We start from the raw sequence: 11,812 nt of genomic DNA, 5'->3' as shown, positions 1-11,812 counted from the left end.
TCGGGTTCGCGTTCGACCTCTTCGACCTGTTCATCCTGCTGTACGTGGCCTCGACGATCGGGCCGCTGTTCTTCCCCGCCGAGAGCCAGACGCTGCAGCTCGCCGCCACCTACGCGTCCTTCGGCGTCAGCCTCGTGATGCGGCCGCTCGGCGGCGCGGTGTTCGGCCGCTACGCCGACCGCGTGGGGCGCCGGCGCTGCATGGTCACCACCATCACCGGGGTCGGCGTCGCGACGGCGCTGATGGGCGCGCTGCCGACGTACGCCGCCGTCGGCGCGCTGGCCCCGATCCTGTTCGTCCTGCTACGGCTCGTGCAGGGCCTGCTCGTCGGCGGTGTGGTGGCCTCGACGCACACCCTGGGCACGGAGTCGGTGCCGCAGCGCTGGCGCGGCATGGTCTCCGGGCTCGTCGGCGGAGGCGGGGCCGGGCTCGGCGCGGTCGTCGCGTCGCTGGTGTTCATCGCCGTGTCGGCGGCCTTCCCGGGCGACGCGTTCGCCGAGTGGGGCTGGCGGGTCATGTTCTTCACCGGGTTCGCCGCGTCGATGCTGAGCCTGCTGCTCTTCCGCTACCTGGAGGAGTCGCCGCTGTGGGCGGCCGCCGCGCAGGCCGGCCCGCGCGAACCCGCGCGAGCCCGCGAGCTCGTGGCGCGTGGACGGGTGCCTGCGCTGCTCGCCAGCCTCGCCCTCGTGATCGGTGCCGGGGCGCAGTACTACCTGACCTCGGGCTACCTGCCGACGTTCTTCGCGACGGTCAACAAGCTGCCCGCGGGCCCGCGCGGCCTGCTGCTGGTGTGGACGAGCCTGGTGATCCTGCCCGCGGCGCTGCTGGTGGGGCACCTGTCCGAGCGCATCGGACGCCGGCGCACGTTCCTGATCATCGGCGTGGTCAACCTCGTGGCGCTGCCCCTGCTCGCACTGGCGATGGGTGGGCTGGGTCCGGCCGACACCGGTGCGCTGCTGGGCTACGGGCTGCTGATCAGCGTGCTCGCCAACTCGTCGTACGCCGCGGTCCCGATCTTTCTCAACGAGCTGTTCCCGACCCGCCTGCGCGCCACCGCGACGGCACTGGTGTGGAACGGCGGCTTCGCGATCGGTGGGCTGATGACCACGTTCGTGACGCTGGCCAGCCCCACGGTGGCCGACATCCCGAGCCGGTTGGCGATCTTCCTCGTCTGTTGCGTCGCACTGTTCCTGGTGGGCGCGGCATGCTCGGCCGAGACCCGCGGGGCATTGGAACAACAGCCGGTCGAACCGGCGACCGCACAGGTATGACTTCTGCCGAAAGGACCAGCATGACCAACACCGACGAGTTCACCGGCCGAACCGTCGTCGTCACGGGCGCGGCGGGCGGGATCGGCGGCCGCTACGTCGCCGCGCTCACCGCAGCCGGCGCCGACGTCGTCGCCTCCGACGTGGCGGCCGCCACCGACGCCGGCACCGAGATGGCCGGGAAGGCCACCGCGACCGGCCCCGGCCGGGCCGTCTTCGTGCCCGGTGACATCACCTCGGACGCCGACTGGGAGGCCGTCGTCGGTCGCGCCGTCACCGAGTTCGGACGCATCGACGCCCTGGTCAACAACGCCGCGATCTACCAGGGGCTCGGTGGGAAGAAGCACCTCACCGAGCTGACGAACGACGAGTGGGACCGGGTGCTGACCGTCAACGTGCGCGGCACCTGGCAGGCCATCCGCGCGGTCGTGCCCGCGATGCGCGAGGCGGGCGGCGGGCGGATCGTCAACATCTCCTCGACCGTCGCGCGGATGGGCGCGCCCGGCTTCGCGCACTACGTGGCGTCCAAGGCCGCGGTGGACGGGCTGACCCGCGCCGCCGCCCGTGAGCTGGGCCCGGACCGGATCACCGTCAACGGGGTGGCGCCGGGGCTCGTCAGCGACGAGGCCACCCGCACCCTCAACACCGACGACTACGTCGCTGCCGCCGCGAAGGGCCGTGCGCTGGGCCGCGAGATGGTGCCCGACGACCTCGTCGGCGCCGTGCTCTGGCTGGCCGGGCCGTCGAGCGGGTTCGTCACGGGGCAGACGGTGGTGGTCGACGGGGGCGGGGTCTTCACGTGACCACGGACCTGCGGTCCTGGCTCGCCCTGCTCGACGAGCGCGGCGAGCTGGGCGTCCTGGGGGCGCCGATCGACCCGGACCAGGAGGTCGCCGCCGTCCTCGAGCACTCCGACGGCCGCCGCGCGGTCCGCTTCGACGCGGTGAAGGGCTCCCGGTTCCCGCTGGTGGGCAACACCCTCATCGGGCGCTCGCACCTCGGCCCGGCGCTGGGCTGCGCCACCCCCGAGGCCGCGGAGCGCTTCGCCGCCGCGCTGGACCGGCCCCGCTCCTGCCGGGTGGTGGACCGCGCCGAGGCGCCGGTGCTGGAGGAACAGCTCACCGGCGACGCCCTGCTCTCCGCGCTGCCGCTGACCCGCCAGCACGAGCACGACGGCGGGCTCTACCTCACCTCGGCGCTGCTGTCGGTGCGCGACCCGGTGAGCGGCACCACCAACCTGTCGATCAACCGGCTGCAGGCGGCGGGAGAGCGCGAGCTGCGGGCGCTGCTGCTGCCCGGGCGGCTGCGGGCGGTCTTCACCGCGGCCGAGGCGGAGGGCCGCGACCTCGATGTCGCGATCGTCGTGGGGGTGCACCCGCTGCTGGTGCTGGCCAGCCAGTCCCCCGCCGACCGTGCGCTCGACGACCTGGAGGTCGCCTCCGCGCTGGCGTCCGAGCCGCTGCCGGTGGTGACCGCCCCGTCGGTCGACGCGGTGGTCCCCGCTGAGGCCGAGTTCCTGCTGGAGGGCCGCTTCCGTGCGGGCCGCCGCGAGGCCGAGGGGCCCTTCGGGGAGTTCCCCCGCACGTACGGGCCGGGTGGCCCGGCCCCGGTGATCGAGCTGGAGGCCGCGTGGCACCGCCGGGACGCGGTGTTCCAGACGATCCTCTCGGGCGGGCGCGAGCACTTCCTGGTCGGCGGGCTGCCCCGCGAGGCGCTGCTGCTGCGCGCACTGCGCAAGGCGGGGCTGGACGTGGCCGGGCTGCGGCTGCCCGAGTCCGGCTCGTGCCGCTTCGACGCCGTCGTGGCGCTGCGGGACCCGGCGCCGGGCGCGGTCACCACGGCGATGCTGACGCTGTTCACCGGCGCCGTCACCGTCAAGACGGTGACGGTGGTGGACGACGACGTCGACGTGTTCGACGACGAGCAGATCGGCTGGGCCGTCGCCACGCGCGTGCAGGCCGACCGTGACCTGCTCGTCGTCCCGAACGCGAAGGGCAGCAGCCTGGACCCGTCCGCACGCGCCGGCGTCACGGCCAAGCTCGGCATCGACGCCACCGTGCCCGCCGACGACCGCGGGCGCTTCCGGCAGATGCGCGTGGCCCCGCCCGATCCCGACCGTCTCCGCGGCCACCTCGCGGAGCTGGGGCTGTGAGTGAGCCGAGGCGGGTGATCATCGCCCTCACCGGCGCGTCCGGGGCCGTGTACGGGATCCGGGCCCTGGAGCTGTTGCGCGACGACCCGGGCATCGAGACGCACCTCGTGCTCACCAAAGCCGCGCGCGCCACCATCGGCTACGAGACCGACCGGTCCGTGGCCGAGGTGCGGGCGCTCGCCGACGTCGTGCACAGCGACGGCGACCTGGGCGCGCCGATCTCCAGCGGCTCGTTCCGCACGGAGGGGATGCTCGTGGCACCGTGCAGCGTGAAGACGCTCTCGGGCATCGCCACCAGCTACGACGACACGCTCGTGGTCCGCGCCGCGGACGTGGTTCTCAAGGAGCGTCGCCGGCTGGTGCTGCTGCTGCGCGAGACGCCCCTGCACGCCGGGCACATCCGGCTCATGGCGGACGTGACCGCGTCGGGCGCGATCGTCATGCCGCCGGTACCCGCCTTCTACACGCGGCCCGTGACGATCGCCGACATCGTCGACCACACGGTCGGCCGTGCCCTGGACGCCCTGGGCATCGACACCGACGCCGTCCAGCGCTGGGACGGCGCCCGCGACGAGGACGCGAACGTGCACCAGCTCTAGGCCGGGGCGCGCCGAAGAGCCCGGGGCTACTGCGCATCACTGCCGGAGCTCATCAGCACCCTCCTGGCCGGCCGACTCCACCAGGGTGTGCAGGAACGCGGCGACCGGCGGCGACTCCAGCGACGTCTCCCGCCACACGACGCCCAGCTCCCGGTAGGCGGACGCGTCGCGGACGGGGACGACGCAGCCGTCGTTCCCCGCCGCGAGCCGCGGCAGCAGCGCCACGCCCATCCCCGCCCGGACCATGCCGCGCACGATGGAGAGCTGCCCGGTCTCCAGCGCCACCCGCGGTGCCACGCCGGCGCCGGCCCAGAGCCGGTCGGCGAGCTCGCGCAGGCCGTAGCCCGGGCGCATGGTGACGGTGTCGGCGTCACCGAGATCGCGCAGCCACACGCCCTGCTGCCCGGGCTGTGCTGACGCGTACAGGGGATGGCCGGGCGGCACGAGCAGCACGATCGGCTCCCGCACGAGCGTCCTGGCCGAGAGCCCAGCGAGGGTCGCGGGCATCCGGGTCAGCGCGAGGTCGAGCGCGCCGGTGGCGACCATCTGCTCGAACTCGCGCGAGACGTCGTGCTCGACCAGGTGCACGGTGATGCCGGGGTGGAGCGTCCGGAACCGCGCGACGACGTCCGGCAGGAGATCGGCGCCGACGCTGGGCAGCACCCCGACCGTCACCCGCCCACCGCGGGCCTCCGAGACGGCCGTGACGCGTTCGCGCGCCGCATCCATCTCGGCGAGCGCGCGGTTCGCGTGCTCCAGCAGCACCTCGCCCGCGGCGGTCAGCATCACCCGGCGGCCGGTGCGTTCGAACAGCGTGGCCCCGACGCTCTGCTCCAGCTTGCGGATCTGCACCGACAGTGACGGCTGCGCCAGGAACAGGCGGGCCGCCGCGCGCGTGAAGCTGCCCTCTTCCGCGACGGCGACGAAGTAGCGCAACTGATGGAGCTCCACAGTATGTTTCGTACCATCTAAGCTGAATGATCGGTACCCTGGAGCGCTGGTGTCCCCGGGCGCGGGCGGCGGCCACGACCTGATCAGCCCTGGGCCTCCTGGCACAGTCGCTCCGCCAGCGCGATCGCGTCGTACGGGGCGTGCACCTTCATGTCGTTGTCGAAGTAGACGTACGCGTCCATCCCGTCGTCCCGCCAGGCCTGCACCCGCTCCGCCCACGCGTCGAGCGCCGCGGGGGTGTAGCCGCTCGCGTACAGCTCGTCCTGCCCGTGCAGCCGGACGTAGACGAAGTCGGCCGTGACCTCCTCGAACACCGGCCAGGTGCCGGCCGAGTCGGCGAGCACCAGCGCGACGCCGTGCTCACGCAGCAGGGCGGGGAAGGCGGGGTCGCGGAAGCTCTCGTGCCGGACCTCGAGCGCGTGGCGCAGCGGCCGGTCGGCGTCGGTCTCGGTGAGCGCGCGCCCGTCGAGCCGCTCGTCGTGCCGGGCGGCGAGCGCCGCGGCCTCGGTGGTCGTGTGCGGCAGCAAGGACAGGAACTCCGCGATGCGCGCGGCGTCGAACCGCAGGCGCGGCGGCAGCTGCCACAGGAACGGGCCGAGCTTCGGGCCGAGCCCCAGCACCCCGGACGCGAAGAAGTTGGCCACGGGCTGCTCGACGTCGCGCAGCTGCTTGAGGTGGGTGATGAATCGGCCGCCCTTGACGGCGAACACGAAGTCGTCCGGTGTCTCGGCGGCCCACGCCCGATAGTTCTCCGGTCGCTGCAGCGAGTAGAAGGACCCGTTGATCTCGATGGTGTCGACACAGCGAGAGAGGTGCTCCAGCTCGCGGCGCTGCGCCAGGCCCTCCGGGTAGAACGTGCGGCGCCACGGCGGGTAGCGCCACCCCGAGGTCCCGACCCGCGCCTGTGCCATGTCGGCGAGCATGGCACCGGGGAGGGAGGATGGCCGCGTGGACGACCTGCGCACTGCCGTCGGAACGGTGCTCGACTGGCCCGTCGACCATGTCGCCGCGGCCGTGGTCGCGGCGGACGGACGGGTCCTGGCCACGGCGGGCGAGCAGCAGCGGACGTTCCGGCTGGCGTCGGTCACGAAGCTGCTCACTGCGTACGCCACGCTGATCGCCGTCGAGGAGGGCGCGGTCGAGTGGGACACCGAGGCCGGGCCCGAGGGCTCCACCGTGCGTCACCTGGCCGCCCACGTCTCGGGCCTCGCGTTCGCCGGTGACGCCGTGCAGGCGGCCGTCGCGACGAAGCGGATCTACTCCAACACCGGCTTCGAGGTGCTCGGCGCGACGATCGCCCACGCCGCGGGCATCCCGTTCGCCGAGTACCTGCACCAGGCCGTCTGCGAGCCGCTCGGCATGACCGCCACCCGGCTGGAGGGCTCCCCCGGGGCCGGCGGGGTCGCGACCGCCGCCGACCTGGCCCGGTTCGCGGCGGAACTGCAGGCCCCGACCCTGACGCACACCCTGGCCGAGGCCACCGTTGTCTCGTTCCCGGGGCTGGACGGCATCCTCCCCGGATACGGACGGCAGAAGCCCAACGACTGGGGGCTGGGCTTCGAGATCCGCGACGGCAAATCCCCGCACTGGACGGGCGGCGGCAGCTCGCCGCGGACGTTCGGCCACTTCGGCCAGTCAGGCACGTTCCTCTGGGTGGACCCGGACGCCGGTGCCGCCGCCGTGGTGCTCACCGACCGCGACTTCGGACCCTGGGCGATCGAGGCCTGGCCCCCGTTCACCGATCGCGTGCTGGCCGCTCTGTAGCGCGGGGATGCAGCAACGGGGAATGGATGGTGGGGGCGCCCCGTTGTAGCCCTTGTCCGAGCCGGGCGATCCGTGTCCCCGGGTCTCACCATTCTGCCGCCCTACGGGGTGCGCCAATCGCCGAGAGGCGACCGGCGCCCGGCCCGGACACCCACTCCCGAGCGGGAACATTCCGCACGTCGGAGTGGTTGAGGAAGATGTCCGAGCCGGGCGATCCGAGCCCCGGGTCCCAACCTTCGCCACCTACGGGTGTGCCACGCGCCGTGAGGCGCCCGGCGCCCGGTTCGGACCCCCACCTCCCCACCAGACCCGCCGGTCCCCGTGCCCCCACACGCGGTCCGGCTGCGACGGCGGCGCCGTCTCCCGCGCGGCGCCGCCCCCATTTCCGATCCCTGCGGCTCGCCGGAACAACCGGCGGGTCGCGGGGGTTGTACCGAGTGTCCGAGCCGGGCGATCCGAGCCCCGGGTCCCAATCTCCGCCGCCTTCGGGTGTGCCACGCGCCGTGAGGCGCCCGGCGCCCGGCCCGGACACCCACTTCTTCACCAGCAGAGGACGGCGAGCCATGAAGGGCGACCGCGTAGAGATCGTGATCGACGCCGGCAGCGGCACCACCCGCAGCTACGAGATCGCCGCCACGCGCGCCGGCCGCAAGGTCGGCATCACGCACGGCCGAGGCGTCGTCGAGGTGAGCGAGACCACCCGCGGCGGCTCAACCGTCCGCACGGCCCGCTTCCTGGCCAACCGCGTGCTCGCGCTCGTCGAGCACCCCGCGGCCGACGACCCGATGGCGGACGAGATCACACCCGCCCTCCGTTCGGCCTGAACCGACCCCAGGCAGACTGAAAGCATCATGTCCTCTCCCGCGGCCCGAGCCGATCATGCGCGCCCCGCGCAGGACACCCCACCCGCAGACGCCCTCCCCTCCCGCGAGGGCGTCAAGCCCGCCGGTGGAGGTGCCCGCGGCGGCGCCGACCGGCAGGGCCGCGGGAGTACCGACGGCGCCGACGCCCGGCCTTCCCGCAGGCCGCGCCGGCGCCGTCCTCGTTCCTCCGGCGCACCGCGCTCGTCCGACACACCGCAGTCGCCCGACGCCGCGCAGCCCGCGGGCCCGTCGACGCGCCCGGCTCGCGACTCGCGCACACCGCGGCCCCGACCCACGGACGACGGGCCCGTGCCCGAGTTCTCGGACGCCGACATCGACGCGCTCGCCGAGCGCCTCCCCGGCCTCTCCCAGCGTGACGAGCACCGCCTCGCCCGCCGCCTCGACACCGCACGCCGCACGCGTGACCACGCCGCACGCGGCCGCAACCTGGCCGGCATCGCCGCCGCCGTCGACGAGGGCGAGCAGCGGATCGCCGCACGCCGGGCCGCGATGCCCGCGATCAGCTACCCCGAGACGCTGCCCGTCAGCGCCCGCCGCGAGGACATCGCCGCCGCCATCCGCGACAACCAGGTCGTGATCGTCGCGGGCGAGACCGGCTCCGGGAAGACCACCCAGATCCCCAAGATCTGTCTGGAACTGGGCCGGGGAGTCCGCGGCCTGATCGGCCACACCCAACCCCGCCGGCTCGCCGCCCGGACCGTCGCCGCCCGCATCGCGGAGGAACTGCACACCGACATCGGTGACGCCGTGGGTTGGAAGGTGCGCTTCACCGACCAGGTCGGTGAGAACACGCTGCTCAAGCTCATGACCGATGGCATCCTGCTCGCCGAGCTCACCGGCGATCGCATGCTGCGCCAGTACGACACGCTGATCATCGACGAGGCCCACGAACGCAGCCTCAACATCGACTTCATCCTGGGCTACCTCGCCCAGCTGCTGCCCCGGCGTCCCGACCTCAAGGTGATCATCACCTCGGCCACGATCGACCCCGAGCGCTTCGCGAAGCACTTCGGCACGCCCGAGCAGCCCGCGCCGATCATCGAGGTCTCGGGCCGGAGCTACCCCGTCGAGATGCGGTACCGGCCCGTCGTCGACCCCGACGACCCGGACGCCGATCCCGACCGCGACCAGCTCGACGCCATCGGCGACGCCGTGGCCGAGCTGCGCCGCGAGGGCCCCGGCGACATCCTCGTGTTCCTGCCGGGCGAGCGGGAGATCCGCGACGCGGCCGACGCGCTGGCCAAGAGGGACTTCGCCGGCATCGAGATCCTCCCGCTGTTCGCCCGCCAGACCACCGCCGAGCAGCAGCGCGTGTTCGCGCCCAAGCAGAGCTCGCTCGGCCGTCGCGTCGTGCTGGCCACGAACGTCGCCGAGACCTCGCTGACCGTGCCGGGCATCCGCTACGTCATCGACCCCGGGCTCGCCCGCATCTCCCGCTACTCGCGCCGGCTCAAGGTGCAGCGGTTGCCGATCGAGAAGGTCAGCCAGGCCAGTGCCAACCAGCGCGCGGGCCGCTGCGGCCGTGTCGCCGACGGCATCTGCATCCGCCTGTACGCCGAGGACGACTTCGACGCCCGCCCGCTGTTCACCGAACCCGAGATCCTGCGCACCAACCTCGCGTCGGTCGTGCTGCAGATGATCTCGCTGGAGCTCGGCGAGATCACCGCGTTCCCGTTCGTCGAGCCGCCGGACACCCGCAGCGTCAACGACGGCATCGCGCTGCTGCAGGAGCTCGGCGCGTTGGACGGCAAGGCTGTGTCGGACGGAAGGAACGGCCTGACTCCGGTCGGTCGTCAGCTCGCCGCGCTGCCGGTCGACCCCCGGCTGGGCCGCATGCTCGTGGAGGCCGACCGCAACGGCTGCCTGCGCGAGGTGCTGGTCATCGCCGCCGCGCTCTCGGTGCAGGACCCTCGCGAGCGCCCCACCGAGCAGCGCCAGGCCGCCGACGAGAAGCACGCCCGCTTCGCGGAGGACGGCAGCGACTTCCTGGCCTTCCGCAACCTGTGGGACTACGTCGCCGAGCAGCGCAAGGAGCTCTCGGGCAGCCGCTTCCGCAAGACGCTGCGCGAGGAGTTCCTGCACTACCTGCGCATCCGCGAGTGGCAGGACCTGCACGCGCAGCTCCGCTCGGCCGCCCGCAACGCCGGCATGACCCCCAACGACACCGCTGCGGACGCCGACCACATCCACATCTCGGTGCTCGCCGGACTGCTGTCACAGGTGGGTCTGCGGGAGGCCGAGACGCGCGAGTACCTGGGCGCCCGCGGCGCCAAGTTCATGATCTTTCCGGGCTCCACGCTGGCCAAGAAGCAGCCGCGCTGGGTGATGGCGGCCGAGCTGGTGGAGACCTCGCGGCTGTTCGCCCGCACCGTCGCCCGCATCAAGCCCGAGTGGATCGAGCCGCTGGCCGGGCACCTCGTCAAGCGGACCTACTCGGAGCCGCACTGGTCGCGCAAGCGCGCCGCCGTCGTCGCCACCGAGCGCGTGACGCTGCACGGCATCCCGATCGTCGTCGGCCGCACCGTCGACTTCGGGCGCATCGACCCGGAGCTCTCCCGCGAGCTGTTCATCCGCCACGCGCTCGTCGAGGGCGACTGGGACACCCGCCACCGCTTCTTCCACGCCAACCGCGCGCTGCTCGACGACGCCGAGGAGCTCGAGCAGCGGGCCCGGCGCCGCGACCTCGTGGTCGACGAGGAGACGCTCGTCGCGTTCTACGAGGAGCGGATCCCGGCCCACGTGGTGTCCGGGCGCCACTTCGACTCCTGGTGGAAGAACAACCGGCAGCCTGACCTGCTGGACTTCACCGAGGAGATGGTGCGCACCGCGCAGGCCGCCGCCATCGACGCCTCCGCCTACCCCGACCACGTCGAGGCCGGCGGGCTGATGCTGCCGCTGTCGTACGCGTTCGAGCCGGGCAAGCGCGACGACGGGGTCACGGTTGACGTGCCCGTCGCGGCGCTGCACCAGATCGACCCCACGCCGTTCACCTGGCAGGTACCCGGGCTGCGCGAGGACCTCGTCACCGCGCTGATCAAGACCCTGCCGAAGAGCCTGCGCCGCAACTTCGCGCCCGCCCCCGACCACGCCCGTGCCGTCCTGGCCCGGCTCCAGGTCGGCGACGAGCCGCTGCTCGACGGGCTGGAGCGCGAGCTCGGCCGGATGAAGAACGTGACGATCCCGCGCGAGGCCTGGGAGCTGGGCCGCCTGCCGGAGCACCTGACCGTCACGTTCCGGGTGGTGGACGAGGCCGGCCGCGAGGTCACCCGCGGCACCGACCTCGAGGCGCTGCGCCGCGAGCTGGCACCGAAGGTCCGCGCGGAGCTGGCCGCCGCGGGCGTCGAGCTGGAACGCCGCGGCCTCACCACGTGGACCATCGGGGTGCTGCCCCGCGAGCACGCCATCCGCCGCGGCACGCACACCGTCACCGGGTTCCCCGGGCTGGTCGACCGCGGCGAGGCCGTGGACGTCCGGGTCTTCCCGACCGCGGCCGAGCGCGACCCCGCCACCTGGCGCGGCGTCCGGAGGCTGCTGCTGCTCGACACCCCGTCACCGGCGAAGCAGGTGCTGCGCGGGCTCGACAACGCCGGCAAGCTGGCGCTCTCGCGCAACCCGCACGGCTCCGTGGCGGCGCTCGTGGACGACTGCGTGGTCGCCGCGGCCGACGCGCTGATCCGCGCCGCGGGCGGCCCCGCCTGGGACGAGCGCGGCTACCTGCGGCTGCAGAAGCTCTTCCGCGAGCGCCTCGCCTCCACCACGCTGCAGGTGCTGCAGGCCGTGCGCGGCGTGCTCGTCGTCTGGCACCGGGTGCAGGCGCAGGTGGGCGACCTCCGCGCGCCGCTGCTCGCGGCGGGGCGGGCCGACATCACCGCCCAGCTCGACGCGCTGGTGAGCCCCGGCTTCGCCACCGCCGCCGGCGCGTCCCGGCTCGCGGAGGTCGCCCGCTACCTGGAGGCGATCGAGCGGCGCATCGAGAAGCTCCGCGTCGACCCCGCCCGCGACGCCGACTGGACGGCCCAGGTCAGCGTGGTGGCCGACGAGTACGCCGCCGAGCTGGCCGCCCTCCCCCCGGGCGTCGAGCCGTCGGACGAGCTGCGCGAGATCCGCTGGATGATCGAGGAGCTGAGGGTGGGCCTCTACGCCCACCCCATGCGCACGAGATACCCGGTGTCGATCAAGAGGATCCAGCAGGCG

At 73.6% G+C, this 11,812-nt stretch carries 9 protein-coding genes; 7 read left to right on the top strand and 2 right to left on the bottom strand.

Annotated elements, in window-relative coordinates:
* The 4 genes from JWR81_RS29870 to JWR81_RS29855 form a co-directional block, all read left to right on the top strand.
* Positions 1–1,271: MFS transporter (locus JWR81_RS29870; RefSeq protein WP_297660451.1), on the top strand; the 1,271-nt coding region annotated here is incomplete at its 5' end.
* A gap of 20 nt (positions 1,272–1,291) precedes the next feature.
* Positions 1,292–2,071, top strand: coding sequence for an SDR family oxidoreductase (locus JWR81_RS29865; protein ID WP_297660447.1), 780 nt, complete (start codon positions 1,292–1,294; stop codon positions 2,069–2,071).
* A complete protein-coding gene (locus JWR81_RS29860) occupies positions 2,068–3,420 on the top strand; it encodes a UbiD family decarboxylase (RefSeq protein ID WP_297660443.1) in 1,353 nt (450 codons plus the stop codon). Before JWR81_RS29865 ends, JWR81_RS29860 begins: the two co-directional genes overlap by 4 nt.
* The gene (locus tag JWR81_RS29855) at positions 3,417–4,019 is read left to right on the top strand and encodes a UbiX family flavin prenyltransferase (RefSeq protein ID WP_297660440.1); all 603 of its coding nucleotides are present in this window, start codon (positions 3,417–3,419) and stop codon (positions 4,017–4,019) included. The genes JWR81_RS29860 and JWR81_RS29855 overlap by 4 nt, the downstream gene beginning before the upstream one ends.
* 36 nt (positions 4,020–4,055) lie before the next feature.
* Here the strand turns inward: JWR81_RS29855 and JWR81_RS29850 are convergent, their stop codons facing one another.
* Together JWR81_RS29850 and JWR81_RS29845 are read right to left on the bottom strand one after the other, a co-directional pair.
* On the bottom strand, positions 4,056–4,970 hold the full coding sequence (locus tag JWR81_RS29850; protein ID WP_297660437.1) for a LysR family transcriptional regulator: 915 nt from the start codon (positions 4,968–4,970) through the stop codon (positions 4,056–4,058).
* An 83-nt stretch (positions 4,971–5,053) separates the two neighbouring features.
* Positions 5,054–5,881 (bottom strand): DUF72 domain-containing protein, encoded by an 828-nt coding sequence (locus tag JWR81_RS29845; protein ID WP_297660434.1) that lies wholly within the window; start codon positions 5,879–5,881, stop codon positions 5,054–5,056.
* A gap of 10 nt (positions 5,882–5,891) precedes the next feature.
* On the opposite strand from JWR81_RS29845, the gene JWR81_RS29840 reads away from it, so the two are divergent.
* From JWR81_RS29840 to hrpA, 3 genes are all read left to right on the top strand, one after another.
* Positions 5,892–6,734: a serine hydrolase gene (locus tag JWR81_RS29840; protein ID WP_297660432.1), complete on the top strand. Its 843-nt coding sequence runs from the start codon at positions 5,892–5,894 to the stop codon at positions 6,732–6,734.
* Positions 6,735–7,297: 563 nt separating this feature from the next.
* Positions 7,298–7,558 (top strand): hypothetical protein, encoded by a 261-nt coding sequence (locus JWR81_RS29835; RefSeq protein WP_297660429.1) that lies wholly within the window; start codon positions 7,298–7,300, stop codon positions 7,556–7,558.
* A gap of 348 nt (positions 7,559–7,906) precedes the next feature.
* The coding region (hrpA, locus tag JWR81_RS29830; RefSeq protein WP_367278886.1) for an ATP-dependent RNA helicase HrpA at positions 7,907–11,812 on the top strand (3,906 nt) is incomplete at its 3' end.

The sequence above is a fragment of the Pseudonocardia sp. genome (genome assembly GCF_025965585.1).
In the GTDB taxonomy this organism is placed as follows: domain Bacteria; phylum Actinomycetota; class Actinomycetes; order Mycobacteriales; family Pseudonocardiaceae; genus Pseudonocardia.
The sequence above is the reverse complement of the archived record's forward strand: the minus strand, read 5'-3'. Positions and strand labels throughout refer to the sequence as shown.

What these genes read in the sequence shown, in the direction of transcription:
- JWR81_RS29865 (WP_297660447.1), top strand. Translation starts at nt 1,292, where the DNA reads ATGACCAACACCGACGAGTTCACCGGCCGAACCGTCGTCGTCACGGGC.
- JWR81_RS29845 (WP_297660434.1), bottom strand. Translation starts at nt 5,881, where the DNA reads ATGGCACAGGCGCGGGTCGGGACCTCGGGGTGGCGCTACCCGCCGTGG.
- JWR81_RS29840 (WP_297660432.1), top strand. Translation starts at nt 5,892, where the DNA reads ATGGCACCGGGGAGGGAGGATGGCCGCGTGGACGACCTGCGCACTGCC.
- JWR81_RS29835 (WP_297660429.1), top strand. Translation starts at nt 7,298, where the DNA reads ATGAAGGGCGACCGCGTAGAGATCGTGATCGACGCCGGCAGCGGCACC.